This window comes from Candidatus Thiosymbion oneisti, assembly GCF_004359955.1.
Classification (GTDB): Bacteria; Pseudomonadota; Gammaproteobacteria; order Chromatiales; family Chromatiaceae; genus Thiosymbion; species Thiosymbion oneisti.
On record NZ_SMSC01000015.1, the window covers coordinates 26,002 to 51,920 of the forward strand.

The window sequence follows — 25,919 nt, forward strand, 5'->3', positions numbered from 1 at the left end:
CCTCAACTGATATCGAGTTTCCCCACAGTACCCGGTACCCGCTTTCCTCGGGTCGGGGAAACAAGAAAGGCGCCTTTTGGGCGCCTTTCTTATTATTGCCGGTGGAGTTGGTTTTAATTGGAGATTTCGAGCTGGAATTTGACCGGTCCACGGTATTCCTTGCCGTCTTTTGCCTTGAAGTAATCGTTTACCGGAGACCGCTTGTTGTAGGGGCTGGTGAGGATTGCCACGTGACCGCCCGGAAAGGGTACGGACTCGATGACATCTGTCCCTTCCAGGAACCGATTGGCCGCCGTCGCGCACTTCGGGGTCACCAGGTCGTCTTTCATGGCATAGTTCTGATACCACTTCACGTCCAGGTCCTTCAGATCACCCACCTTTAGGGGCTTGTCGTACAGCTTGACCGGTAACAGGCCATCCTCGGAGATGGGTTGATGGAAGGTGCAGGTGCTCATCTTGGCGATTTCCAGCGGCAGGTGCACGCGTTCCTTGAGGAGCCACCGGAACAGAGCCGCCGCAGTCTTGCCAGGATTGAGGTCGGTTGCCTTATGCAGCGAGGCCTGGTCCAGCACCTTGATCAAAGGTGTCTCGCGGTCGATGGCGACAAACCGCATGCCTAAGCTCAGCATATACCCGTTGGCGACTTTATGGCCATTGGGCAGGGTGGTGGTGATGAAATCGTGGGGCATGTTGGGCATGCCGCTGATGGCGTTGCTGTAAGTGCCGTCGATGGGGGACACATTGGTGATGAGCGTATCGCTGACCTCCGTGAGGGTACCGGAAAGGGTGTTCATGAGGATGATGTAGCCCCCCTGGCAGGTACCGTTCAGGGTGACCTTTTTCCCGTGTTTCTCCTTGAGCACGGCGCACAGCTCCCGGGTCTGGGTACAATCGTCGTCCGGCGTCATGTTCTGCACGATATCGTTCTGGTCGATATCCTTGGTCACGCGCACGTAGGTGGGGATGCCTTCGTTGGCGAAGCTGTGGGCATAGCTCTTGTTTTCGTAGGGAAGGAACGAGAGGATATGCTCACCGAGCATATAGGGCGGTATCAGGAGCACCGGTTTCAGATCGTCCCGCACTTGCACGCCTTCCTTGATCGGTAGCACCTGATACATGAGGAAGGAACCGGTGTCATGGATCAACCGGTACGCCGAGGTGTTGAAGTGGAACCCGAAGTCGTCTTTGACTTTCTCGATCTGCTCCGGGAAATTGGCGACCGCCTCCATGACTTCCGCTTCGCGCTTCAGATAGCCCGCCAGATTCTCTCCCTCGTTATTGAGGATGGTGTTGAAGAAGGCCTCGTTGGCCTCCTTCAATTGGTCGAACGCGAAGTCCACCATTTTCTCATGCGTGGCTAACATCCCTTTCCCCACCAGGGTCGATTTGTGCTGCATGATCTCCAAGGTATCACGCAAGGTCATGGGGTTGTCCTTGGCCGCCTGCAGCGCGATCTGGGCCGCGATCAGATAGCTGTCGAGAAACTCGGTCTGCTCGCGGTTGAAGGAACGGGTCAGCGCCATCATGTAACGCATCCAGCTGGTGCCGACGTCGGGTAGGTCTTTCAAGACATCTCGCATTGATCCGTACATGGTCATTCACCGTGAAGATTGAGGCGATTGGCGGGAAAGAATATATCCGGCTGCCTAGGGGATTGGTTCGTATTCAAGGCACGACAGCAGGGGTTGGGCAGCTACCGGCGCCACTTTGATGTCAGACGAAAGGGCAAGCAAGCGGATATGTTCTTCAAATCGCGTTGATTGATCAAAAGGCCACCTTGAAAACTTCAAGGTGGCCCTATGGGGTAGGGTAGGGATGCCCTGTCATGTTCGTGCGCGTAAGCGCTTGGAAACGGAGGCGATCGGAAACCGCCTTTTGGCGAGCACCAGCCCGCACCATCCCGTGGCGGGGATTTTTCTTTGGTCCTCTCAACCTGAACGGCGTATCAAGTCCCTGCCGGCGGGTGCCATCCGGCGTCGGCCCAGAGCTCGCCGCTGACCGCGGAGTTGGAGACGAGGAAGCAGATCGCGTCGGCAATCTCTTCCGGCCGGATCAAACGGCCCAGTTGGACATCGGGCAGGACGTACTTCTCCAGATAGCCTTCGGGCATGCCTTGCAGAATCGGGGTATCGACGAAACCGGGATGGATTACGGCGGTGCGAACGCCGTGAAACATGGACTCTTTCATCAAGGTTTGGGCGGCACCCTCCAGACCGGCCTTGGTCGACGAGTAAGATATCTGCCCCTTGTTACCCTGGGAGGCGACGGAGCCGATGAAGACGATGGTGCCCTGGACGGTCTCGTCCGGATGCCACTTCTTCTTACCTTCCTGCTTCCGGTGCTCGGCCATGCGGGCGACCAGCTCCAGCGCCCAATACACGGGGTGTACCAGATTGACTTCCAGCACCTTATGGAACAACTCGGTGGGATAGATGTCGGCCTTGCCGGTCGCTTTGTCGATGGTGACCGACAGCCGGTCGCGGAAGATGCCGGCCGAAGGTACGCAGATGTTTACGACCTCGTGCTCGGCGCACATGGTATCGTAGACTTTCTTGCGGAAGGTCTCGTCCGTAACATCCCCTTGGAAGGATTTTCCCACCTCCTTGCCGAGCTTCTTATTCATCTTTGCTGTGACGTCGACCACCTTGTCGCTCATATCGACCATCGCAACCGCTTTGGCCCCCCGCTTGGCCAGCTCCTCCGCGGTGGCTAGGCCGATACCGCTGGCGGCACCCGTAATGACTGCTGTTTTACCTTCAATAATCATCGTTCTCTCCGGTTTCTGATGCCGCCTCTCCGACCTTGCGTCTGGGGAACTGCTCAGGCTCCGACGGCGATATTCGACCTTTGTTATCTTACTGCAATATTTGTGCGTCGCAACAACAGTATGTTTCGATGCGAGAATTAACTAGGCTAATAGATAGATCAGGAAGTCCCTTTGAACAAATTGAAAATCGGAGTCTCCCGGTCACCCTGGTGAGAGATGCGGGCCGGCAGCATCCAAGTCCCCGGATTTTTACCACCATGCGGGAGCTTCCGGCACGGAAGGCGTGGCAGTCGGATCCCGGTGGCGGCAGTCATGCCCGCACTTGCAGGGGTGACGCCAAGTCTGTAGCCTTCCTGAAAAATCAACCGTTTAGGGGAAGAAATTGCACCCGAAGGAAGATTTATGAAAACCTTCAATACCGCAGGTCCTACGAGACCGGACGAACATTACAGGGTCCCTCCATTGTCGCGTTGGGATATGGACGAAATCCGGCGTTTGATCCGGGAGAAACGTTATTTCGTACTCCACGCCCCGCGTCAGACCGGCAAGACCAGCTGCCTGCTGGCCTTGATGGCGCAGCTCAATGCGGAAGAGGATTACAGGGCCCTCTATGTCAACCTGGAGCCGGCCCAGGCGGCGCGGGGGGATGTGGCAGCGGGCATGCGCACGATTGTCAGTAGTGTTGCCGAAGACGCCCGCCGTTACCTGGGCGATCAGAGACCGCGGGCGTGGGTCGATGAGACGCTGCACGAATTTGGTCCCTATGGTGCCCTGCGGGGGCTGCTCTCCCGCTGGTCGGAGGAGAACGACCGACCCATCGTGCTGTTACTGGATGAGGTGGATAGCCTGGTGGGAGATACCCTGATCTCGCTGCTGCGCCAAATCCGGGCCAGTTACCCGGATCGTCCCCAGGCCTTTCCTCAGACGGTTCTGTTGTGCGGCGTGCGGGATGTGCGGGATTATCGTATCCATGACGGTGACCACCAGATCATCACCGGCGGCAGCGCCTTCAACATCAAATCCAAATCCCTACGCTTGGGCAACTTCAGCCACGAAGATGTCGCTACCCTCTATATCCAACATACTGAGGCGACCGGACAGCGATTCGAAGCCGGGGTGATCGATTATGTCTTCGAGCAGACCGGCGGTCAGCCCTGGCTGGTCAATGCCATGGGCTATGAGGCCTGTTTTGAAATGAAAGCAGGTCGCGACCGCACCCAGCCGATCAGCCTAACGATCATGGCCGATGCCCGTGAAAAACTCATCGAGCGGCGGGATACCCATCTCGATCAGTTGGTCGACAAGTTGCGAGAGCCGCGGGTACATCGGATTATCAGCGAGCTATTGAGCGGCGCTATCGAGCCCGGACTCGCCCCGCCCAGCGAGGACGATCAGCTCTATGTGCAAGACCTGGGACTCATTCGCACCCGCCCGCAAGTTGAGATCGCCAATCCCATCTACCGGGAGATCATCCCACGTGCTTTGACCTGGATTACCCAGACCCGAATCCCGCAGGAAACCGCCTGGTATGTGGGCCAGGATGGACGCCTGGATTTCCCCAAGCTACTGGATGGTTTCCAGCACTTCTTTCGGGAAAACAGCGAGATCTGGATCGAACGGTTCGACTACAAGGAGGCCGGACCCCAGCTCTTGATGCAGTCGTTCCTGCAGCGCATCGTCAACAGCGGCGGGCGCATCGACCGAGAGTACGGGCTAGGACGTCGCCGCACCGATCTGTTGGTCCAGTGGCCTCTGGATGAGGCTCAGGGCTTCCATGGCCCAGTCCAACGGGCAGTCATCGAGCTCAAGATCCTGCACAAATCCCTGGAGGCAACGATCAAAGAGGGCCTGGCCCAGACCGCCGATTATATGGACCGGGTCGGCACCGACGAGGGCTATCTGATTGTATTCGATCGCACCCCGAAGGTGCCGTGGGAAGAGAAGGTCCTAGTTCGGCAAGAGCAGTATGAGAAATACCGGATCGGGATATGGGGGATGTGAGCCGATGCCTCTGTGATGAGTGATAAATGATGAATGCGGAATGATGGAAGAAGTCAGCCTATGAGTAGTTCCTGGTAAACAGGCCTACCGGGAAAAGAAGAAGCGAGTAGACTGGGCAGAGCCGTAGGATGCGGTGAGCTAAGCGGGCAAGGACGCCCGTAGCGAACCGCATCGTAACCGTTCAGCCTCCACCTCGTGATTCCGGAACGGAGCACATGAATAATCAGTGGCTTAGGGGCTCTTGGTTGGTGGAAACACCTATTTTTCAAGGTGCCCATGTTTAGCTACTAGCCGTTCATGGCATTTTTTGCATATTCGGTAGTCATTCAGCCACCTACTGTTTCTGCCATCCATGGCACCCCGGATTCCGGCAATCCCTGCCGGAATGACGAGGTGGGGGCCAGGGCAGTCGCATATGGAATTTTTTAAAATCAATGAATTCAAGTTGTTACAGGAAGAATATGGCAAAAAACATGAATTATAACTTATTGATCTATAAGGACATGCGTTTGCCCTGAGGTGGGGGCTGAACGATTACTACAGCTTGATAACCGTGAATCGCGCATTGTCGAATAGGGTTTTCCGATGAGGAATGCTTTTCAACACATCACCGTAGAGGTTACCCCTATAATAAATGGCCTCAGGGTTTTTGAGTACAACTAAGTAATCGCCCATATTGATATCTTTGCCCCTTCTATGAGCTATCGACATCCGGTCAGTCATTAATCGCATCACTCGTGGCTTGAAGAAAACGATAATATCTTCGGTGTCGGTATTGTCCCTTATGAAGTGGAACATCTCACGGGCCTGCGGTGAAAATGGACCCCATAACCACGTTCTATCCGGTCTAAACGGACCCCACAACACGGTTCTACCATTGGTTACATTTTCATAGATACGATACCCTATTTCTTCTGTGAAGAATAACAAAGTCATCATGACGGCCACAACGAGATAACTGGGCTTAATCCGTTTCCCGAAGATCGCCGCTGACCGGTGCGATACTTCGATGCCCGTAACCATGAAAGACACATAGAATGGAAGCAAGGGAAATAGATACCGCAAGCCTTGCCTTCCAGGCCAAATGAGATGGAAAAAAACCACCAACGCCACATAGAGTAAGATATGATAATCGCTTTTATATCTGCGGGTTATTCCAATTAATACAAAGGGAACACTCATGGCATATAGCAAAAAACTTCCGAAGAATTTCACCGGAATGGCAGCATAATAAGCAGCATTGAGTACAATTAAGTTTGGTAAAGTGTTGTCCAGAGCCCTATCCAGTACACCGAGGTGTAATGCACCACCGAAAAGGAGCTGCGGATGCCAGAGGGCTACCAAGCCTAGTAGGCAGAAAAAAGTCGTGTAGGGAATCAATCCTATCACCAAGGATACGGGTGTCGTTTTCAATGCATCACCTATTCTTACCAGCCGCTTTGCGAGGGAAAAATCGAGTTCCCTGTTATGGTTGCCGGATGCGGCGGAAACCAACTGGGTCAGCGCCACGAGAATGATGAGCAATGCCCCATTGTTTCTTATAAGAAAGGCAATGCCTAGAATGATGCCAATCAACATATAGTCGATGGGAAACGAAATGATCGGGCGGCGCTGCACGATAACTCGGCCGACGAGAAAGACGCATAGTGTAGAGAAGAGAAGAAAAGGAATATCAGATAATATCTGGTTGAGGAAAGTAAGCATATGGGGATTCAATGCAAATACCGCGGTCACTCCAAGAATTCCGGCCCGGGAGTGATATTTTGTGAATCCATGATAAATGACCAATAGAAATAGGACATAACAGATCACACCAACCATTTTCAGCCAGAGGATGTCGAGCCCGAATACCTTATAAAAGGGCGCAAGGAGAATGGGAAAGCCCCAAGGATATATTACAGAATTGCTGCTTGCTATATATCCTGAAATATCCTGCTCCACAATACTTTTTGCCTGCATTATGTATCCGGAAAAATCTCCTCCCCAATTATGGATGTCGGTTAAAAGGCCATAAATCAATACGCAACTCACACTGAGCAGCAGTCCGATTTGAAGCTTTGAATTGTTAACGATAGTTCGCATCGTGAATCACCTTCGTTACCGATGAATGGAAAACCGATTATGAGATGAGCATAGGATTATGAAAGAAAAAATTGTTCATATTGTCAAGAATTTTTCTCGGAAATTTCCTCGCCTCACGGCACTCCCTATTGGTATCCTAAATGTGTATTGTCATCGTGATCTCGATTGAAACGACCTATTATCTTGAATAGAGTTGTACCCGATGGACAAACCGAACATCAGTGTCATCATTCCGACCTATAATCGCCCGCGGCAGTTGACACAGTGCCTCGAGGCGCTCAGTGCGACGCGGGGCGAAACGTTCGAGGTCATTGTCGTAGACGACGGTTCACCTGAACCGATAGAGACTACTGTATATGCCTTCGCGGATCGGCTCGACATTAGCTGCCTGCGCCGGAAGAATGCCGGGCCTGCCAGTGCGCGCAACGTAGGTGCGCGGGTGGCGCGGGCGCCTATCCTCGCCTTTACGGATGACGATTGTCGGCCCGAACCCGATTGGCTGAGCAGGATCGCGGAAGCGGTGCGGAGGAATCCGCACGCCCTTGCCGGAGGCCGAACGTACAACAGCTTGGAACACAATATCTTCTCCGAGACGAGCCAGGATTTGGTGAGCTTCTTCTACGAATACGCCGCTGAGCGAGGTGGAGGGCTACACTTCTTCGCCTCCAACAATTTGGCCTGTTCCGCCCGGTATCATACGGCAATCGGCGGTTTCGATGAGCGCTTCCCGTTAGCGGCGGGTGAGGACCGAGACTATAGCCTGCGTTGGATGGACATGGGCTGGCCGCTGGTCTATGTGCCCGATGCCGTTATAGGCCATGCACATAGGTTCGACAACTTCGGTCAATTCTGGCGGCTGCACCTCCGCTACGGTCGTGGCGCCAGTCACTTACGAGCGCGGGCGGCGACGCGAGAGAGTAAAAAGATTCCCTTCGAAAGTATCCGATTCTATGCCCTCATGGTGAGCTATCCATTTCGCAAAAGACGGCCACGGCCATTTCTACGCATGGCCCTACTGGGATTGTCCCAGGTCGCGGTCGTGGCGGGTTTCATTGCGGAACGCCTGCGCGATGTTCATCAGGGAAGAAGCCTGGAACAGTGATCTGATATTATCATCCATCTGTTCACTTGATACCCGATAAAAATTCGTGCCCCTCTTTACACCCCATATGATCACATGTTTCTTCCCATATATCCCAGGGCGAGCGCATGTCCTTATAAATCAAATTGAAACGCTTATGAATAAATTAAAAAAAATGAGTACGTCCGACAAGCTGCTGGACAACTATTACCAAGGCGTCCCGACGTTGGTCACGGGCGGGGCGTCCTTCATAGGTAGCGCCCTGGTCGAGCTGCTCGTTGCGCGTGGCGCCAAGATCACCGTCGCGGATAACCTGTCGTCCGGTACGCTCGACAACCTCCAGGACGTGAGAGACAAAATCTGTTTGTTGAAAGGCGATCTGAGAGACCCGGGCTTCGCCGCCTGCGCGGCGAGGAACCAGCAGATCGTGTTTCACCTTGCAGCCGCACATGGTGGCCGCGGCTATATCGATTCCCACCCCGTGGAATGCACCAATAACATGCTGTTGGATCATATCGTGTTCGACGCTGTCACTGCAGCCGGCGCACTGAGAATCGTCTACGCCAGCTCAGCCTGTGTCTATCCCACGAATCTCCAGCAGGATACAATCGAGAGGATACTGCTCCGGGAGACGGATGCAGGCTTCGACCGGGCGGGTAGAGCCTTCGCAGACGGGGAATACGGTTGGGCCAAGCTGATGGGCGAACTGCAGCTCCGTGCGTTTCACCGGCAGCATGGGGTCGATGGGATCGTGGCCCGGATATTCACCGCCTACGGCGAGCGCGAGAACGAAACCCACGCCGTCATCGCCTTGGTGGCAAAGGCCCTGGCCCGCTACGACCCCTATCCCGTGTGGGGGGACGGAACTCAGACCCGCAACTTCACCTATGTGGGCGACACTGTGTATGGCTTGGCGCTTGCGGGAGCTCACCTGAGCGGTTTCAGAGCGATCAACCTGGGTACGGATCGACACCACACGATCAACGAGCTGATCGAGGAGATATTTCACCTGCTGGGTTGGCACCCGGACCGGCTCGACTATCAGCTGGACAGACCCGTCGGTGTAAAGAGCCGGGCATCGGACAATACGAAAATCACCCGGATGCTCAACTGGTCCCCAAACACCGGTCTGCGGGAAGGGTTACGAAGAACCATCCAGTGGTATCGCCCGCTCGCCACCGCAGAGAGACTCGCCAACCTGGAGTCGCAGCTGACCCGGCGGGAGGTGGACCCGGAGCTGACGGTCACACCATGATACAACTCCGGATGCAGGGTCTGATCGGGAACAACCTGTTCCAGTACGCCTTTGCACGCATACTCGCCGAAGACTTGGGCTACGCATTGGAGGTGAAGCACTCCTCCTACAAGCCTGGCAAGAACATTCCCCAGCTGGAGGACCTGCTCTCCCATTTTCGCGACGCGCCCCTGGCAATTGACGGCAAACGCTTCAGCAAACCCGTGGATCGGACGGCGCTGATAGGCCACAACGGCTTCGACGGCTTTCGCATCGACCTGGAGGGAATGCGAAACTGCAGGCAGGACCGGAAGATCCTGATCAAGGGATTTTTCGAGCGCTACGAGATCTTCCGCACCCACAAATCACGTATTCGCTCCTGGTTCGCGGTCGACCCCATTGATCTCGGCTACCACATCGCCCCGGACGACATCGTCATCCACATCCGCCGCGGGGATTTCATCGTCTTCGGCCGCGCCATCAGCCTCTCTTTCTACCTGGATCTCCTGGAGAAACTGGACTTCGCCCGGCTGTACATCTGCGGTTTCGGCCTGGACGAGGAGGTCAAAGCCAGCTTCAGCAAATTCGGCCCTATCTACATCGAAGGCTCGCCCATCGACGATTTCCGGTTCATGATCGGTTTCAACCGCATCATCCAGTCCCAGAGCACCTTCGCCTGGTGGGCAGGCTTCCTTTCCAAAGCGGAGGAAATCCACGCGCCGGTGCCGCCGGTCAATGCCACCCCATTCGAGCGCAGGTACCCGCATATCGATCTGCGGGTAAACGACGAGAGCCGCTACCACTATGTTCACGACGTGCCGCACCTCGAACGGGCACCAACCATTGCCGACATGGCTGCGGCGCGGCAACACCTGAGCCTGCTGTCCAAGCTGCACTTTCTGAAAACCTTGCTGAAGAACTGGCTGCTCGAAAGCGGGGTAGGCAGCGCAGTGGTCTGGGCAGTAGAGTCCCTGGAGTGGGGTCTGTACAGAATGCGCAGATACAAACGGGGACGTTATCGGTTTGACGGACCGGATCAGCCGGTGCTGGGACAGTATCGGAAGATCCTCATTATCCGGATCAACCATTCCTACGCCGGCTTTTTCGCCTACTTCACCTTTGCCCTCAACCAGCTCCTGTTCTGCGAGCGAAACCGGTGCCTGCCCGTGGTGTTTTTCGGCAAATCCTCTGCCGATGGCGACAATGCCTACTATGATCCCAGCCGCGGCGAAAACATGTGGGAGTACTTTTTCGAACCCGTCGCCGGATCCGGTTACGAGCAGGTGCAGCAGTGGCTGAAAGATCCGGGACATCCCCTACAACCGGGAGACGTGGTGACCCTGACAGACCGGGATCTCTGGTACCTGCATCTGTACGAAAAAGGGAGCATCTATGCATACCCTTACGGGCGCTATTTGCTGAAGACAAGCTACGATGCGCGCTGGTACGACTTTCAGCGCGCTCGGGCGCACGAGGTTATCGGCAAATACGTGCAGGTCAAGGACGCAATCAGCAACCAGGTCGATGCTTTCTACAGGGAACAGATGCAGGGCCACCTGGTATTGGGAATACACCTGCGGGGAACCGACAAGGGAGCCGCAAGGGGCGCGAAAAATACTCGGCAGAAGGTCAAGCCGGAGGCCTATTTCCCGGAGGTGGACCGATACCTTGCGGTACACCCGAAGGCGAAGCTTTTCGTCGCCACCGACCAGGCACAATACCTCCGATCCCTAGAAGAACGGTACGCCGGGCGCATCCTGTCGAGCGACTGCTACCGGTCCACCAGCGGGTTCGCCCCTTTTCAGGCTACTTCCCATTCCGGCTATGCCAAGGGCGCCCAGGTACTCATCGACGTGTTATTGCTGGCCCGCTGCGACTTCCTGCTCAAATGCGCCTCGCACGTGGGGGAGGCCGCACTCTGGTTCAACCCAGACCTGCCCAGTATTGACCTCAACTATCCGCGTGAAGCGCGTAGGTTGGGGTGAGGAACGAACCCCAACATCTTTCATCCACGCGGTACGCCAAAAAGGTGCTGCGCTTTCCACCTCAGTCCCTCCCGAACGCCTGGTTAGGCGCCCCCAAACTCTAACGCAGCCCGTAGAGCTTGGTTGAGTTCAGATAACTTTTCATGAGGTAAAGAACTGGTTTTTTTGCTTTCAGCCAGCCCATGGAATATGAAAATGTATTTGAAATCAAAAAGTTAACAAACAAATTAAACAAACGGGACAACTCTATTGCAAGAGAATACAATGCGGAATTACATTGAACGGAAGCGAGTCCTGGTTACCGGGGGTGCGGGATTCCTGGGTTCCCATCTCATCGACCGGCTGCTGGAACGCGGGGACGAGGTGATCTGCGCGGACAACCTGTTTACCGGCTCCAAGCGCAACCTCGAACACTTGCATTCTCATCCCCGCTTCGAGTTTCTGCGGCACGACATTACTTTTCCGCTCTATGTGGAGGTGGACCTGATCTACAATCTGGCCTGTCCGGCCAGCCCCATCCATTACCAGCATGATCCGGTGCAGACCACTAAGACCAGCGTGCACGGTGCAATCAACATGCTCGGTCTGGCAAAGCGGTTAGGTGCGCGGATCTTCCAGGCCAGCACCAGCGAGGTCTATGGCGACCCGGCCGTACACCCGCAGCCCGAAGCCTACTGGGGCAATGTGAATCCGGTGGGGACCAGAAGCTGCTACGATGAAGGCAAACGCTGTGCCGAGACCCTGTTCTTCGATTACCACCGCCAGCACGGGCTTGACATCAGAGTGGCACGCATCTTCAACACCTATGGCCCGCGGATGCACCCGAACGACGGCCGGGTGGTGAGCAACTTTATCGTGCAGGCATTGCAGGGCCGTGACATCACCTTGCATGGGAACGGTCGGCAGACCCGTAGCTTCTGCTATATCGATGACCTGGTGGACGGCGTCCTGCGTTTCATGGATACGCCTTCGGGTGAAGACGGCTCACCCGGTTTTCCGGGTCCGATCAATCTCGGCAATCCCGACGAGCTCACGATCGGTCAGTTGGCGGAGCAGATCATCCGGCTCACCAATTCCGGCTCCAAGCTAGTGTTCCATCCCTTGCCTGCCGACGACCCGATCCGGCGCCGGCCGGATATCTCCCGTGCTCGGGAACGCTTGGGATGGGAGCCGAAGATGACGCTGGAGGAGGGATTGCGCAGGACCATCGGATATTTCAAACAGCTCCTCTTCGACCATGCCTGAGGTTACCCCTCCATCCGGCGTCAGCCTGTCGGTGATCGTGCCTTGTTTCAATGCGGCGGAGACCTTGGGTGCTTGTCTCGATGCCCTGTTGGAACACAGCCAGGTCCTCCCGAACGAAATCATCGTGGTCGACGATGCCTCGCAGGATCGGTCGGTAGCGGTGGCCTCTCGCCCAGGGGTCGAGCTGATTACCGCCAAAATCAACGCGGGGCCCGGCGTGACCCGGAATCTGGGCGCCGCCCGCGCCGGCGGTGATATTTTGGTCTTTGTCGATGCCGATGTGGCAGTGGCGCCGGACGCCCTGGGCCAGTTGGCGCGGCATTTTGCCGCGGATGCGGACTGTACCGCCGTAATCGGCTCCTACGACAGTGAGCCGGAGGCGCACAATCCGGTCAGCCAGTACCGCAACCTGTTGCATTATTATGTGCACCAGCACGCCTCGGAGCAGGCGTCGCACTTCTGGACCGGACTCGGTGCCATCAGGAAATCCACCTTCGATGCGTTTGGAGGATTCGACACGGCCGAGTTCAATCGGGTCATAGAGGATGTCGAATTGGGCTACCGGCTACGCGATGCGGGCTACTCGATCCGGCTCGACCGCAGGGTGCAGGGCAAACATCTCAGGCGCTGGTCGTTCGGCTCCATGGCCCGCACCGATTTGTTCGTGCGCGCCATCCCCTGGACCTGGCTGGTTCTTGCTCGTGCGGAAATGCCGAGTGATTTCAGCCTGGGCTGGGGGCAACGGGCCTCCGTGGCCATGGCTTGGCTGTTGCCGTCGGCATTGCTGGCGGCGCTTGTGTGGCCTGAGGCCTTGCTGGTGATGTTGGCGGCGTTGGGTCTGTTCGTGGGGGTCAATCTCGATTTCTTCCGCTTCCTGCATGTCCGACTGGGTTGGGCGCGGGCACTGGCCGCTGTTCCCCTGCACTGGTTTTATCACTTCAACAGTGGTTTGGGTTTTATCCTCGGCGTCATCGGCTGTGGATGGCAGAGATTGAAGACCCGTCTCCGGGTACGGCCGTCGCCCCGGTAACGGCGGTGTGTCCGTGTGAGCCAATGGTAGACAAGGCCGAAGATAAACCAGTCCCGGACACCGGCCGGTCACCCGACTGCATCGTCATCGGCGCCGGGCCGGCGGGACTGGCGGCGGCCCTGGAGTTCCTCCGGCACGGTCACGTCCCCCTGGTGCTGGAAAAGGACTCGATCGTCGGCGGGATCGCCCGCACCGAATCCTACCGGGGATTCAGTTTCGACATGGGAGGACACCGTTTCTTCACCAAGTCGGATGCTGTCAACCGGCTGTGGCAAGACCTGCTCGGCGAGGATTTCCTGTTGCGACCGCGACTTTCGAGGATCTTCTACCGACATAAATTCTTCGCCTATCCACCGCGGTTGTGGGATGCTCTGATAGGCTTGGGGCCGCGGGAGAGTATCCGGGTCCTGGCCAGCTACCTGCGCTGGCAGTTGCTACCCTACCGACAGGTGACGACCTTCGAGCAGTGGGTGACCAATGCCTTCGGCAAGCGTCTGTTCGAGCACTTTTTCAAGACCTATACGGAAAAGGTCTGGGGTATCCCCTGTAGCGATCTGCGCGCCGAATGGGCGGCGCAACGGATCCAGGATCTGTCGCTGGGGGTGATGATGAAAAACCTGGTCCGCAAGACCGGCACCAGGGTCACTACGCTCATCGACCGGTTTCACTATCCGCGCTTCGGTCCGGGCATGATGTGGGAGGCGGCACGTCGGCGGATCCACGGCGGGGGCGGAGAGGTGCGCATGAATGCGGATGTGATTCGTGTGCATAGGAACAGGATGCACATCGACAGGATTGTGGTGCGCGAAGGGGAACGTGAGTATTCGATCGCCGCCGAGCTGTTCGTATCCAGCATGCCGCTGTCCGAGCTGGTAGGAAAACTAGACCCGCTGCCACCGCCGCCGGTGCTGGCGGCTGCCGGGAACCTCAGGCACCGGGGGTTTCTTACTGTCTGCCTGATCGTGGACGCGACTGACCTGTTTCCCGACAACTGGATCTATGTGCACGAACCTGGGGTCCGGGTGGCCCGCATCCAAAATTACACGAACTGGAGCAAGGCTATGGTAGCAGACGAGACCAAGTCCGGCCTGGGTCTCGAGTACTTCTGCAATGAGGGTGATGAACTTTGGTGCATGGACGATACCGAGCTGATCGCCCTGGCTGGTCGCGAGCTCGAGACCATCGGCCTGCTACCGCCCGGCCAGGTAATCGACGGTCAGGTCTATCGCATCGCCGATGCCTATCCTGTCTACGACAACAACTATACGGCCAATCTTGCCCAGGTGCGAAACTTCTGTGACGGACTGGAAAACCTGCGCACCGTGGGCCGCAACGGTCTCCATCGTTACAACAACATGGACCATTCCATGCTGACCGGGATGTATGCCGTCCGCATGCTCCTGTTCGGTGAACACCACGACCTGTGGAGCATCAATATCGAGCAGGAATACCATGAGTGGATTGCCGGTTCCTGACCGTCAGAAGTCGTACCCGCAGGAGGCTCCATGAAGACCTTCAATACCGCAGGCCCTACAAGGTCGGACGAACATTACACGATCCCTGCATTATCACGTTGGGATATGGATGATATTCGGCGTTTGATCGGGGAGAAGCGTTATTTCGTCCTCCACGCCCCGCGCCAGACCGGCAAGACCAGTTGCCTGTTGGCCTTGATGGAGCAGCTCAACGCGGAAGCGGATTACAGGGCCCTCTATGTAAACCTGGAGCCGGCCCAAGCGGCGCGGGGAGACATGGCGTCGGGAATGCGGATCATCCTGGACGCTTTGGTGGCCGGTGCCGATGAATACCTGGCCGATCGGCTTCTGCCGGAAATTGCCCGGGAAATCCTTACCACTCAGGCCGCCGGCAGTCTGCTTCGGGAAGGGCTGCGTCGCTGGTGTCGACGGCTCGAAAACCCCCTGGTTTTACTCCTGGACGAGGTGGATAGCCTGGTGGGAGATACCCTGATCTCCCTGCTGCGCCAGATCCGCGCCGGCTATCCGGATCGTCCTCGCTCCTTCCCGCAGACAGTGCTCTTGTGCGGGGTGCGGGATGTGCGGGATTATCGTATCCATGACGGCGACCACCAGATCATCACCGGCGGCAGCGCCTTCAACATCAAATCCGAGTCGCTTCGGTTGGGGAACTTCAGTCACGAGGAGGTTGCCCTTCTCTACACCCAACATACCGAGGCGACCGGACAGCTGTTCGAAGCCGGGGTGATCGATTATGTCTTCGAGCAGACAACCGGTCAGCCTTGGCTGGTCAATGCCATGGGCTACGAGGCCTGTTTCAGGGCCAAAGCGGCACGGGATCGCAGTTGTCCCATCACCCTGACAGACATGCTCGATGCCCGGGAGCGGCTCATCGAGCGGCGGGATACCCATCTCGATCAGTTAGGGGACAAACTCAAAGAGGCACGGGTCCAGCGAGTCATCGGCAGGTTGCTGGCCGATACGTTGGCAGCAGACGCCGTGATTCCGGAGGACGACCTGCAATATGTGGAAGACCTCGGCCTCATCCGGGTTCGCCCCCAACTTGCCGTCGCCAACCCCATCTACCGGGAGGTGATCCCCCGTACCCTGACCTGGACCACCCAGGTCCTGATCCCGCAGGAGACCGCTTGGTATCTCAAGGAAGGCAGGCGGCTCGACCTCCCCAAGCTGCTCGATGCCTTCCAACAGTTCTTCCGGGAGAACGGTGATAGCTGGGCCAATCGTTTCGACTACAAAGAGGCCGGACCGCAGCTCTTGATGCAGTCGTTCCTGCAGCGCATCGTCAACAGCGGCGGGCGCATCGATCGGGAGTATGGGCTAGGACGTCGCCGCACCGATCTGTTGGTGCAGTGGCCTCTGGATGAGACTCAGGGCTTCCATGGCCCAGTCCAACGGGCGGTCATCGAGCTCAAGATCCTACACAAATCCCTGGCGACAACGATTGCAGAGGGCCTGGCGCAGACCGCCGACTATATGGACCGGGTCGGCACCGACGAGGGCTATCTGGTCGTCTTTGATCGCACCCCGGAGCTGCCGTGGGAAGAGAAGAGCTTCGTTCGGCAAGAGCAGTATGGGGAACACCGGATCGGGGTGTGGGGGATGTGAGCCGATGCCTCTGTGATGAATGATGAATGATGGAAGAGGTCAGCCTATGAGTAGTTCCTGGTAAACGGGCCTACCGGGAAAAGAAGAAGCGAGTAGACTGGGCAGAGCCGTAGGATGCGGTGAGCTAAGCTGGCAAGGACGCCCGTAGCGAACCGCATCGTAACCGTTCAGCCCCCACCTCGTGATTCCGGTAAGTGTTGCCGGAATCCAGGCGCCCTTGATGGCAAGAAAGGGGATGGCAAAACAGTAGGGGGCTGAACAATTATAAATATGGGCACCTTGAGAACAACGGTGTCCAGTTCTAACCTATTGATGATGTTGAATTTTTAGTTGACTTTTTTTGCTTAATGGCACCCGCATGACACTATGAGAAAGAAATCCATGCATATCAACAAGTTGGAACCGGACACTGTTGCCTTGAGAAATACGATTTTCGTCACATCCATATTTTCCAATATTTCTCCTGGGTTGTAAACCAGTATTGTTGCATATCTTTAATTATCCTTTCAACTAAGGCGGTTTTTTGTGTTTTTTCTTTGCCCAAGGCATCGAATACCGAATATCGTTGGAGCGTGTTAAGTACATCGTTTAGCATATAGCTACCGCTGTGATTAGACATTGATTTGGTCTCCCCCTTCGTAATGGCATTACTGGCCTGATTTGAGCTATTCTAAGCCCAAATGGCATTGGCACTGAGCTTGAAAGTTGCTGAGGAGCCGGACCGCGGCATTGGGTCGCTTGCAGCCGAATGTTAGGCGAATGAGCTGTGAAAAACGACCTATCAATTGAGCCTAGCTCCTTTTCTCTCTCGGCCTTATAGTTTTTTAATCTCTTCGATTGAAAGCCCTGAAGCTTTAGCAATAATCGTTATACTGACTTTTTCTTGCTTCATTACCTTTGCCATTTCAATTTTTTCCTCTCTTCGTCCTAGTTGAATCCCTTCATTTAACCCCTCTTCTTTACCCTCTTTTTTGCCTTCATTCCGATATATTTCTTCAGCAATTGCGCGAATCATAAATTTTTTGCTACCATGAATTTTCTCAAACAATCCGTTTTTTACATAACTGTAGTAGCCTTCAGTAGAAATAATCAAATGATCAACTGGTATTGAGTGATTGAAACGCTAACGACTGAATTCAGCCGCCGGCATAGCCAGTCAGCTGAAATGGCTTATTATGCGGCGTTTACTTTAACTTTGTGGACACTGCCAAGCTTGACCCGCTTTTTTGCCTGCCAAAGATCATATGCATCCTGCATGGCAAGCCAGCTTTCAGGGCTACGGCCTAAAGCTTTTGAAAGGCGTATTGCCATTTCAGGGCTAATACTACTCTGAGTTTTTAATACCCTGTTAAGGGTGGAAGCGGCTACGTTCAGTTGTTCAGCTAAATAGCGGCAACTTAAATTAAATGGCTGCATATAAGTGGCCTGAATGAACTCGCCGGGGTGCGGAGGGTTGTGCATAGCCATTAGTGATAATCCTCATAATTAACAATATATACATTACCATCGGAGAACTCGAAAGTGATGCGCCAGTTGGCATTTACAGTAATAGACCATAGTCCTTTGAGGCTGCCTTTGAGCTGGTGTAGCCGATAGCCAGGGATATCAAGGTCTTCAATGTGGTGGGCAGTATCTAAGGCAGCAAGCTGCATACGAAGCTTATTTGCTTGTTTTGCCTGAATGCCTTTAGTACTGCCAGAAACATAGAATTTCTCTAGGCCCTTGTGCTTGAAGGACTTGATCATTCAGTAAGTGTAGCATGTTGCGCAACAGTGTCAAACCGCCTAACGCCAGCCATAACCGGGAGCAAAAAGCAGAGCGAGGAACGAGCGGCGCTTTTTGCGATCCGAGTTTATGGCTTTGTTAGAAGCCCGCTTACTATTTCTCTAGTATCTTAGAGATAAAAGAATAAACTAAATACATTGATACCAACGCTGTAATAGCAGATATCCCTCCGTATATAGCTGGTGAAGAAGTGTCCTTAGCCAGCCCTTCACTTACAAAAAAGAACAAAAATATACTAATTGCTGCCGTTAAGAAAAAAAATATTGAATCAAACAACAGTGAGATTATTTTTTTAGTAATCATTGATAATGTTCTCAATTAATTTATTGTCCCAGCACGCTAGTCCAAAACTATGCACTTTAGTGCAAGGCTTTAGCTGCTACACAGGTATTCTATAATGAGCTAATGAGCGATCAAAGATGCAGTAACCATAGCGTTTCTTCAAAGCGAATTCCCCGAGCTAAAAAAACGATATTGGGGAAAGTGTTTTTAGGCGATAGGATATGTTGCCTGGACAACAGGGAATGTAACAGACGAAATGGTTCAAGAATACTTGGAGCCTCACCGTCACCCACCCAACATGGATACAGGAAACATGATCCTGGAATGATTTAGGACTTTCAGTCCAGGGGGCAACCTATGCACTTTAGTGCATAGTGGTTGAGTAAACTCATCAATATTTTGATCATGAACTTGAATAGCTTTTAGGATTGGCGCCATGCTATCCTCAACTATTATATAAGCCATGTCTAAATTATTTTTCTTGAATAAGCTGTAAATTTTAGGATGCATCCGTTGCAATCGTTTGCTTGCTTCCGATACTTTTTCTATAAAGCCTTGAATCAACAGTGCGGACGCTGCCACGCCTACTCCGAATTTGATCGCGCGACGAGCAACAGCTTTAGCGGCAATTTCTTTGGCTAGTTTTTGGGATACAAGAGTTGTCAAAGCAACTTGTGTAGATACTCTGCTTATCATGAAACTCACGCCAACCCCGGCCTTTTTGGCAATTGCTTCAACAGTGGAATCTGGTAGTAAGTCGTAAAATTCCGTAAGAATTATTTTTACCATCTTACTAATAGGGCCTGCTTCCGAAGAACCGAAATTAATTGCCATCTTTATTGCACGCATACCTCTTTCTCGCTCAGCGCGATTCTCTGCTTGGACAGCTTTTCCACCAGCAACATCTTCATACGTTCTCCTTACCCCGTATGCCAAATCCATTGGTATCGATATGATTCCTTCAATAGCGGCTTTCCCTAACTCAGATATATACATTTCGTTCTCCTGTAAATTTAGGCTTCTAACAGGTAGTAGACGGCGAGTCGCCGTGTTTAAATACGTCGAAACGCCTTCTATACCATAACGATCACTTCTTCGTCGAACTTATGAATATCTCTATCAACGAGTTGCTAATGGCCCGGCCAGAAGAACTGTCAGGTCCCGTGTGATTATATACCAAGGAGGAGCTATCCGTTTGTTGCAGGCAAGAGCAGTCTTACAGCTGCTTGCGGGAGAGGGAGCGGAAGGAACCGGCAAGGTAGCCGCGGGGCTGATCAGGAGCGCCTGATCTGATCCTCACATCACCCGAATCCTGAGTCGAGCGATTACCCTGATGAACATCCACGTGCACCAGCACGCCCGCACCACCCCGGCCATCCGTCTGGAACTCCAGGCTCAGCCCGCGTCAGTGAGCAACCGGGAATTGGCAGCAGTCTACCACCTCAATCGCCACACGGTTGCGAAATGGCGCCGACGCGAAGGGACAGATGATGCCTCCCACCGCCCGCACCGGCTCCAGGCGACCCTCAGCGCGGCCCAGGAAGCGGTGGTCGTGGCCTTGCGTGAGAGCCTGCTGTTGCCCCTGGATGACCTGCTGGCGGTGACCCGCGAGTTCATCCACGGCGAGGTCTCGCGCTCGGGCCTGGACCGCTGTCTGCGCCGCCATGGCGTGTCGAACCTCAAGGCGCTGATGCCCCAGGAGGACGGCGCCAAGCCGCCGGTGAAGAGCTTCAAGGATTACGCGCCCGGCTTTGTGCACGTGGACGTGAAGTACCTGCCCCAAATGCCGGATGAGGACCAGCGGCAGTATCTCTTCGCCGCCATCGACCGCGCCACGCGCTGGGTTTACGTGGAACTCCTCAAGGACAAGTCAGCCGCCTCCGCCAGCGGTTTTCTCAAGCGCTTGATCGAGCAGGCGCCGTTCACCATCACCAAGGTTCTCACCGACAATGGCAAGGAATTCACCGACCGCTTCTGTGCCACCGGTGAACGCCAGCCCACCGGTGCCCATGCCTTCGATCAGGTCTGCGCTGCCAACCACGTCGAACACCGCTTGATCAAACCTAGAACCCCCCAAACCAACGGCATGATCGAGCGCTTCAACGGCCGCATCGCTGACGTCTTGGCCACCACCCGCTTCGACTCAGCCCAGCACTTGACCGACACCATCAAACGCTACGTCCAGGTCTATAATCAACACCTTCCACAAAAGGCCTTGGGCCACATGCTTCCCCTCCAGGCCATGAAAAGCTGGTACCAAAAACAACCCAATCTGTTCAAAAAACGTGTCTATAATCTGGCGGGACTTGACAGATAAGAACCAAAAACCGGGCGAGACGAAGGCGGCCCTGGCGTTTCCAGAGTGGGCCACGCGTGCGGCGGCGGATATCGCTGATCAGAAATCAGAACCGGGTTGTGAAGCAATGACACGAGTAGTGGAGACGGTATGCAAGGAAGCTCCGGTAGTTTACCGAAACGAGGTTGCCAACAGGCTGCAGGATGATGACAGCGCAGCGCATCGATGGTACCGCTTTGTGCTGTCGTTCCCACCCCACCTGGTCCGTGATTACTTGGAAGACTTCGGGATCGAGAATGGGAAAATCGTTCTTGATCCATTCTGCGGAACCGGCACAACGATTGTCGAATGCCAGAAGATGGGCATTTCCAGTATCGGGATCGAAGCCCTGCCGATGGCCCATTTCGCAAGTCAGGTTAAGACGGACTGGTCACCAATGCCTCGGCGTCTTCTCGACCACGCAAAGAAGATAGCCGAAAAGACGATTGCTAAGCTTGAAGCAAGCGGCATTCAGGACATCCCCTTCTTTGCGGAACAACCCGACGAGACTGAGAAGTTGAGACGGTTGCCGGAAGACATAGGGACGCTTCTTCTAAAAGGTTCGGTGAGCCCGCTACCGATGCACAAGACGCTCGTGCTCATGGAGACTATCGAAGAAAACCGGGATAAACGCTACTATGAACACGAGCGTCTTGCACTCGCCAATGCCTTGGTGGATGACATAAGCAACCTGCGTTTCGGCCCGGAGATCGGCGTTGGCAAGAAGAAAGAGGATGCCCCGGTGGTTGCGCCATGGCTGAGCAGGATCCAGGCGATAGCGGAAGACCTGGAACATTTGCCGGAGGTAAATGGCGCAAGCACAATGGTGCATCGCGGCGATGCCCGCGATGTCATCGAACTATTGAAGCCGAACTCGATTGATGCAGTGTTCACGTCTCCTCCTTATCCGAATGAAAAGGACTATACACGTACCACGCGGCTTGAGACGGTGCTGTTGGGCTTTGTAAAAGACAAGGTGGACCTGCGGGCTTTGAAAAAGTCTCTAGTCAGATCGAACACGCGAAGTGTGTACAAGGCCGATGACGATGACGCATGGATCGAGAACCATGCGGAGATTCAACGGATTGCCGGGGAGATCGAAGAACGTCGCATTGAGCTCGGCAAGACATCGGGTTTTGAACGTTTGTATCACAGGGTAACCAAGTTGTATTTCGGCGGTATGGCGCGGCATCTGGCCGTGTTGCGAAAAGCATTGCGACCGGGAGCACAACTTGCTTATGTAGTGGGCGACCAGGCATCCTATTTACGGGTAATGATTCGGACCGGCCAATTGCTGGCGGACATTGCCGAATCGCTGGGATACGAGGTCGATGATATCGACCTGTTTCGCACACGGCTGGCAACGGCAACGAAAGAACAACTAAGAGAAGAAGTCGTCCGGCTGCGATGGCCTGGGAAGTAACAATCTCGCGCAAGGATTGAACGGATGGCGGAAGCAAACAGGTACACGAAGATCATAGAGAAGCTATTCCTGTCGGGATACAAGCAGGGCTCCCGAGAAGTCCAGTTCGACAGAGCTGATATCGAACAGGTAGCCGGGGAACTGGGCATCACATTGCCGAAGAACCTGGGCGATGTGATTTACAGCTTCCGTTATCGCGTTCCCCTACCGGAGACGATTCAACGGCATGCGCCGAAGGGCGAAGAATGGATCATTCGTCCTGCCGGCAGAAGCAAGTATTGCTTCGTGGCCACGAAAGTAGCAAAGATTGAACCGACGCATTGGATGGCAGAGACAAAAGTGCCGGATGCCACGCCGGGTGTGATCTCGATGTATGCCCTCAATGACCTCGATGTATGCCCTCAATGACGAACAGGCGCTGCTGGCTAAACTGCGCTACAACCGGCTTGTGGACATCTTTACTCGAGTAACCTGTTATCCGTTGCAGAGTCATCTGCGCACGTCTGTACCGTCACTGGGTCAGGTCGAGACCGATGAGATTTACATCGGTGTCGACCGGCGCGGGGTGCACTATGTGTTTCCAGTACAAGCCAAAGGCAAAACGGACCGACTGAGCATCGTCCAGATCGAGCAGGATGTAGCGATGTGTAAGCATAAATTTCCAAAGTTGATATGCAGGCCGATTGCTGCTCAGTTCATGCCGGATCAGTTGATTGTCCTGTTTGAGTTCGAGGACGGCAAAGACAGCGTTGTGATTGCTTCGGAGAAGCATTACCGCCTTGTCCCGCCTGAAGAGATCGACGAAGATGATCTCGCTGCATACCGCAAGCGCAACATGGATAATGGAGACCTCCGTTAGTCCGATCCGCAAGGGAAGTAGTACGCACCTCTGCCTGACCTACCCGACTGCGAGCGTTCCTGACGGCTTGGCTGGCCAGGGTGCGGGTCCTCAAGGGCGACTCGAAAGATGCGCTGGTCCTTGGACGCGAATCATCAGGAAATGCTCTGAACCGGGATTTCCTGGTATTCTGCATCGGTTTTTCGGCTCTCTTTAGAAACCCATGAAGCAACAGGTCGAGGATCTTTTCGCTGGCGCCTTGGCGCGGCTCACTGCTGACGGCCTCCTTCCGGGAGACGGACTCCCGGATGTCCAGGTGGAGCGCACCCGCGACCAGCGCCATGGTGATTTCTCCTCCAATGCGGCAATGGTCCTGGCCAGGCAAGCCCGTACCAAGCCGCGGGACCTGGCCGCACGCCTGGTAGAGGTGCTACCCCCGTCCCCCTTGATCGAGCGGGTGGAGATCGCCGGCCCCGGTTTTGTCAATATCTTCCTCGCCCCTGCCGCCTACCAGGCCCGGGTCCCCGAAATCCTGGCGACCGGCTCGGCCTACGGGCGCAGCGATGTCGGCGCCGGCAAACGGGTCCAGGTGGAGTTCGTCTCCGCCAACCCCACCGGTCCCCTGCATGTGGGCCATGGCCGTGGTGCCGCCTACGGCGCAGTGGTGGCGGATCTGTTGGCGGCCGTAGGTTTCCGGGTCCACCGCGAGTATTATGTCAACGATGCCGGCCGGCAGATGGATATCTTGACCATCTCCGTGTGGCTGCGCTATCTGGAGCTGTGTGGGGAGGACCTCCCCTTCCCGAGTAACGGCTACCGCGGCGACTATGTTTGGGACATCGCGGCCTCTCTGCATCGGGAGCACGGGGACGACTACCGTTATGCCAGCGACCAGGTCTGCGCCGGTCTGCCCCCCGACGAGCCGGCCGGGGGCGACAAGGAGGTCCACATCGATGCCTTGATCGCACGTGCCCGCCGCTTACTGGGTGACGATCGTTACCGGCTGGTGTTCGACCGAGGACTCAAGCATATCTTGGATGATATCCGCGACGACCTGTCCCGGTTCGGGGTGGACTATGACGAGTGGTTCTCCGAGCGTTCCCTGACCGAGCGCGGTGCTATCGAGCGGGCCATCGAGCGCCTGCGCGCGGCCGGGCATCTCTACGAACGGGACGGCGCGCTCTGGTTCCGCTCCAGCGCCTTCGGGGACCAGAAAGACCGGGTGGTGGTACGCGACAACGGCCAGACGACCTATTTCACCTCGGACATCGCCTATCACCTGGACAAGCTGGAACGTGGCTTCGAGCGGGTGGTCGATATCTGGGGGGCAGACCATCACGGCTATGTGCCCCGGGTCAAGGCGGCCCTGGCGGCCCTGGGAGACGACCCCGATCGGTTGGACGTGCTGCTGGTGCAGTTCGCTATCCTCTATCGTGGGGGCGAGCGGGCCCAGATGTCTACCCGTTCCGGGAAGTTCGTTACCCTGCACCAGCTGCGCAAGGAGGTGGGGCGGGACGCGGCCCGCTTCTTCTACATCATGCGCCGTTGCGAGCAGCACCTGGATTTCGACCTGGATCTCGCCAAGTCCCAGTCCGCGGATAATCCGGTCTACTATGTCCAGTATGCCCATGCCCGGATCTGTAGCGTGCTGCGCCAGGCGGCGGAACGGGGTATGGCAGTGGACCCGAGCCCGGGGGAGGTCAACCTGGAGCGGCTTACGGCGGCCCATGAGCAGGCCCTGCTCAAGGTCCTGTCCCGTTATCCGGAGGTAGTGGAGGCGGCGGCGCTCGCCCTGGAACCCCACCAACTTGCTCATTACCTACGGGAGCTGGCCAACGACTTCCATACCTACTACAACGCTCACCAGTTTTTGGTGGAGGATGAGGGCCTACGTGACGCCCGTATTAAACTGATCCTGGCCGTGCGACAGGTGCTGCGCAACGGGCTCGATCTGATCGGGGTATCGGCCCCGGAGAGTATGTGACATGGCAACGAGAGACTACAAGACCAAGGAGAGACTCAGGCCCCGCCCCGCCCGGCGCGGAGGCTCCGGGTTCTTCTGGTTCGTCACCGGCGCGGTGGTCGGCGCCTTCGGGGTCGGTCTGGCCTGGACCCTGCAGGACCAGAGGCCTCCGCCGGCCGCCGCGAGCCCCCGAGCCCAAGCCCAGGCTCAAGCGAAACCGCCTACTAAACCCCGCTTCGTCTTCCACCGGCTCCTCCCGGAGCTGAAGGTGCAAGTCCCCAACGAGGAGGTGGGTGGCACCGCATCACCCCCGCCGCGGCCCGCACCGAAATCTCGGCAGCAAAAAGAATCATCGCGAGCGGCAACGCCCCCCAAACCTCGGAAGACGGCCAAAACGGAGAAACCGAAAAGGTCTACCGGAGACGGCGCCTCCTATCTGGTGCAGGTCGCCTCTTTACGCAAGGCGTCCGATGCGGAACAACTCAAGGCCAGGCTTGCCCTGCTCGGCATCCGCTCCAGCATCCAGCAGGTGACGGTAAAGGGTAAGGACTACCATCGGGTGCGCGCCGGTCCGTACCGGGGCAGGCAGGAAGTGAACAAGACTCGCACCTTGTTGAGCAGCAATGGCTTGCAGGCCATTGCCATTAGGTTGAAATGAGAGAAGATGCCTGCATTACGGCCTGCGTAGATTAGCATGTTCCATTGGCTAAAGCGTGGCTCCGAGTGGTGGCATCTATGCCAATGCGGCTGATCCGCGGTATGCAGTA

The 25,919-nt window shown here is 55.7% G+C and carries 22 protein-coding genes and 1 pseudogene; 15 read left to right on the plus strand and 8 right to left on the minus strand.

Annotated features, from left to right (window positions below):
- Positions 1-113 precede the first annotated feature (113 nt).
- The gene (locus tag E1958_RS10200) at positions 114-1,592 is read right to left on the minus strand and encodes a hypothetical protein (RefSeq protein WP_165741809.1); all 1,479 of its coding nucleotides are present in this window, start codon (positions 1,590-1,592) and stop codon (positions 114-116) included.
- A gap of 353 nt (positions 1,593-1,945) precedes the next feature.
- On the minus strand, positions 1,946-2,767 hold the full coding sequence (locus E1958_RS10205) for an SDR family NAD(P)-dependent oxidoreductase (RefSeq protein WP_133511794.1): 822 nt from the start codon (positions 2,765-2,767) through the stop codon (positions 1,946-1,948).
- Positions 2,768-3,169: 402 nt separating this feature from the next.
- On the opposite strand from E1958_RS10205, the gene E1958_RS10210 reads away from it, so the two are divergent.
- Complete coding sequence (locus E1958_RS10210) at positions 3,170-4,768, plus strand: AAA family ATPase (protein WP_133511795.1); 1,599 nt, start codon at positions 3,170-3,172, stop codon at positions 4,766-4,768.
- Between the two features lie 537 nt (positions 4,769-5,305).
- On the opposite strand, the gene E1958_RS10215 is transcribed toward E1958_RS10210, so the two are convergent.
- The gene (locus E1958_RS10215) at positions 5,306-6,850 is read right to left on the minus strand and encodes an ArnT family glycosyltransferase (RefSeq protein ID WP_133511796.1); all 1,545 of its coding nucleotides are present in this window, start codon (positions 6,848-6,850) and stop codon (positions 5,306-5,308) included.
- Positions 6,851-7,052: 202 nt separating this feature from the next.
- Between E1958_RS10215 and E1958_RS10220 the strand changes: the two genes are divergently transcribed.
- The 7 genes from E1958_RS10220 (at position 7,053) to E1958_RS10250 (ending at position 16,526) form a co-directional block, all read left to right on the plus strand.
- Complete coding sequence (locus E1958_RS10220) at positions 7,053-7,952, plus strand: glycosyltransferase family 2 protein (protein ID WP_133511797.1); 900 nt, start codon at positions 7,053-7,055, stop codon at positions 7,950-7,952.
- A gap of 136 nt (positions 7,953-8,088) precedes the next feature.
- Positions 8,089-9,186 (plus strand): NAD-dependent epimerase/dehydratase family protein, encoded by a 1,098-nt coding sequence (locus E1958_RS10225; RefSeq protein WP_207787717.1) that lies wholly within the window; start codon positions 8,089-8,091, stop codon positions 9,184-9,186.
- A complete protein-coding gene (locus E1958_RS10230; RefSeq protein ID WP_133511798.1) occupies positions 9,183-11,150 on the plus strand; it encodes a nodulation protein NodZ in 1,968 nt (655 codons plus the stop codon). Before E1958_RS10225 ends, E1958_RS10230 begins: the two co-directional genes overlap by 4 nt.
- A 264-nt stretch (positions 11,151-11,414) precedes the next feature.
- Positions 11,415-12,395: a UDP-glucuronic acid decarboxylase family protein gene (locus E1958_RS10235; protein ID WP_133511799.1), complete on the plus strand. Its 981-nt coding sequence runs from the start codon at positions 11,415-11,417 to the stop codon at positions 12,393-12,395.
- Positions 12,388-13,425, plus strand: coding sequence for a glycosyltransferase family 2 protein (locus E1958_RS10240; protein WP_133511800.1), 1,038 nt, complete (start codon positions 12,388-12,390; stop codon positions 13,423-13,425). Before E1958_RS10235 ends, E1958_RS10240 begins: the two co-directional genes overlap by 8 nt.
- The gene (locus E1958_RS10245) at positions 13,377-14,900 is read left to right on the plus strand and encodes an NAD(P)/FAD-dependent oxidoreductase (protein WP_207787716.1); all 1,524 of its coding nucleotides are present in this window, start codon (positions 13,377-13,379) and stop codon (positions 14,898-14,900) included. The genes E1958_RS10240 and E1958_RS10245 overlap by 49 nt, the downstream gene beginning before the upstream one ends.
- 30 nt (positions 14,901-14,930) lie before the next feature.
- Positions 14,931-16,526, plus strand: a complete 1,596-nt coding sequence (locus E1958_RS10250) for an ATP-binding protein (RefSeq protein WP_133511801.1) — start codon at positions 14,931-14,933, stop codon at positions 16,524-16,526.
- A 436-nt stretch (positions 16,527-16,962) separates the two neighbouring features.
- On the opposite strand, the gene E1958_RS10255 is transcribed toward E1958_RS10250, so the two are convergent.
- From E1958_RS10255 to E1958_RS10270, 4 genes are all read right to left on the minus strand, one after another.
- Positions 16,963-17,145 (minus strand): hypothetical protein, encoded by a 183-nt coding sequence (locus tag E1958_RS10255; protein ID WP_133511802.1) that lies wholly within the window; start codon positions 17,143-17,145, stop codon positions 16,963-16,965.
- Between the two features lie 195 nt (positions 17,146-17,340).
- Positions 17,341-17,619, minus strand: a complete 279-nt coding sequence (locus E1958_RS10260) for an RpnC/YadD family protein (RefSeq protein WP_133511803.1) — start codon at positions 17,617-17,619, stop codon at positions 17,341-17,343.
- An 80-nt stretch (positions 17,620-17,699) separates the two neighbouring features.
- Positions 17,700-17,993 carry a HigA family addiction module antitoxin gene (locus tag E1958_RS10265; RefSeq protein WP_089724721.1) on the minus strand — a complete coding sequence of 98 codons (294 nt, stop codon included), beginning with the start codon at positions 17,991-17,993 and terminating at the stop codon, positions 17,700-17,702.
- Positions 17,993-18,271: a type II toxin-antitoxin system RelE/ParE family toxin gene (locus E1958_RS10270; protein ID WP_133511804.1), complete on the minus strand. Its 279-nt coding sequence runs from the start codon at positions 18,269-18,271 to the stop codon at positions 17,993-17,995. The genes E1958_RS10265 and E1958_RS10270 overlap by 1 nt, the downstream gene beginning before the upstream one ends.
- 479 nt (positions 18,272-18,750) lie before the next feature.
- Here E1958_RS10270 and E1958_RS21280 point away from each other — a divergent pair.
- A pseudogene (locus E1958_RS21280) lies at positions 18,751-18,921 on the plus strand (transposase); the annotation flags it as partial.
- On the opposite strand, the gene E1958_RS10280 reads toward E1958_RS21280, so the two are convergent.
- Positions 18,879-19,589, minus strand: a complete 711-nt coding sequence (locus tag E1958_RS10280) for a hypothetical protein (RefSeq protein WP_133511805.1) — start codon at positions 19,587-19,589, stop codon at positions 18,879-18,881. The pseudogene E1958_RS21280 and the gene E1958_RS10280 sit on opposite strands and share 43 nt — an antisense overlap.
- A 337-nt stretch (positions 19,590-19,926) precedes the next feature.
- Between E1958_RS10280 and E1958_RS10285 the strand changes: the two genes are divergently transcribed.
- From E1958_RS10285 to E1958_RS10305, 6 genes are all read left to right on the plus strand, one after another.
- Positions 19,927-20,910: an IS481 family transposase gene (locus E1958_RS10285; protein WP_133511806.1), complete on the plus strand. Its 984-nt coding sequence runs from the start codon at positions 19,927-19,929 to the stop codon at positions 20,908-20,910.
- A complete protein-coding gene (locus tag E1958_RS10290; RefSeq protein ID WP_207787806.1) occupies positions 20,900-22,351 on the plus strand; it encodes a DNA methyltransferase in 1,452 nt (483 codons plus the stop codon). The genes E1958_RS10285 and E1958_RS10290 overlap by 11 nt, the downstream gene beginning before the upstream one ends.
- A 24-nt stretch (positions 22,352-22,375) precedes the next feature.
- On the plus strand, positions 22,376-22,759 hold the full coding sequence (locus E1958_RS20860) for a hypothetical protein (protein WP_207787805.1): 384 nt from the start codon (positions 22,376-22,378) through the stop codon (positions 22,757-22,759).
- The gene (locus tag E1958_RS20865; protein WP_208108590.1) at positions 22,734-23,210 is read left to right on the plus strand and encodes a hypothetical protein; all 477 of its coding nucleotides are present in this window, start codon (positions 22,734-22,736) and stop codon (positions 23,208-23,210) included. The genes E1958_RS20860 and E1958_RS20865 overlap by 26 nt, the downstream gene beginning before the upstream one ends.
- A gap of 202 nt (positions 23,211-23,412) precedes the next feature.
- Positions 23,413-25,173 (plus strand): arginine--tRNA ligase, encoded by a 1,761-nt coding sequence (gene argS / locus E1958_RS10300; protein WP_133511807.1) that lies wholly within the window; start codon positions 23,413-23,415, stop codon positions 25,171-25,173.
- A gap of 1 nt (position 25,174) precedes the next feature.
- Positions 25,175-25,810, plus strand: a complete 636-nt coding sequence (locus E1958_RS10305) for an SPOR domain-containing protein (RefSeq protein ID WP_133511808.1) — start codon at positions 25,175-25,177, stop codon at positions 25,808-25,810.
- Positions 25,811-25,919 lie beyond the last annotated feature (109 nt).

Bases quoted from the DNA above. Each gene is read 5' to 3' on its own strand.
- E1958_RS10250 (WP_133511801.1), top strand. From the start codon at position 14,931: ATGAAGACCTTCAATACCGCAGGCCCTACAAGGTCGGACGAACATTAC.
- E1958_RS10245 (WP_207787716.1), top strand. From the start codon at position 13,377: ATGGCAGAGATTGAAGACCCGTCTCCGGGTACGGCCGTCGCCCCGGTA.
- E1958_RS10215 (WP_133511796.1), bottom strand. From the start codon at position 6,850: ATGCGAACTATCGTTAACAATTCAAAGCTTCAAATCGGACTGCTGCTC.
- E1958_RS10205 (WP_133511794.1), bottom strand. From the start codon at position 2,767: ATGATTATTGAAGGTAAAACAGCAGTCATTACGGGTGCCGCCAGCGGT.
- E1958_RS20860 (WP_207787805.1), top strand. From the start codon at position 22,376: ATGGCGGAAGCAAACAGGTACACGAAGATCATAGAGAAGCTATTCCTG.
- E1958_RS10280 (WP_133511805.1), bottom strand. From the start codon at position 19,589: ATGTATATATCTGAGTTAGGGAAAGCCGCTATTGAAGGAATCATATCG.
- argS (WP_133511807.1), top strand. From the start codon at position 23,413: ATGAAGCAACAGGTCGAGGATCTTTTCGCTGGCGCCTTGGCGCGGCTC.
- E1958_RS10255 (WP_133511802.1), bottom strand. From the start codon at position 17,145: ATGTCTAATCACAGCGGTAGCTATATGCTAAACGATGTACTTAACACG.
- E1958_RS10200 (WP_165741809.1), bottom strand. From the start codon at position 1,592: ATGTACGGATCAATGCGAGATGTCTTGAAAGACCTACCCGACGTCGGC.
- E1958_RS10225 (WP_207787717.1), top strand. From the start codon at position 8,089: ATGAATAAATTAAAAAAAATGAGTACGTCCGACAAGCTGCTGGACAAC.
- E1958_RS20865 (WP_208108590.1), top strand. From the start codon at position 22,734: ATGACCTCGATGTATGCCCTCAATGACGAACAGGCGCTGCTGGCTAAA.
- E1958_RS10265 (WP_089724721.1), bottom strand. From the start codon at position 17,993: ATGGCTATGCACAACCCTCCGCACCCCGGCGAGTTCATTCAGGCCACT.
- E1958_RS10210 (WP_133511795.1), top strand. From the start codon at position 3,170: ATGAAAACCTTCAATACCGCAGGTCCTACGAGACCGGACGAACATTAC.
- E1958_RS10285 (WP_133511806.1), top strand. From the start codon at position 19,927: ATGAACATCCACGTGCACCAGCACGCCCGCACCACCCCGGCCATCCGT.
- E1958_RS10240 (WP_133511800.1), top strand. From the start codon at position 12,388: ATGCCTGAGGTTACCCCTCCATCCGGCGTCAGCCTGTCGGTGATCGTG.
- E1958_RS10235 (WP_133511799.1), top strand. From the start codon at position 11,415: ATGCGGAATTACATTGAACGGAAGCGAGTCCTGGTTACCGGGGGTGCG.
- E1958_RS10220 (WP_133511797.1), top strand. From the start codon at position 7,053: ATGGACAAACCGAACATCAGTGTCATCATTCCGACCTATAATCGCCCG.
- E1958_RS10230 (WP_133511798.1), top strand. From the start codon at position 9,183: ATGATACAACTCCGGATGCAGGGTCTGATCGGGAACAACCTGTTCCAG.
- E1958_RS10270 (WP_133511804.1), bottom strand. From the start codon at position 18,271: ATGATCAAGTCCTTCAAGCACAAGGGCCTAGAGAAATTCTATGTTTCT.
- E1958_RS10305 (WP_133511808.1), top strand. From the start codon at position 25,175: ATGGCAACGAGAGACTACAAGACCAAGGAGAGACTCAGGCCCCGCCCC.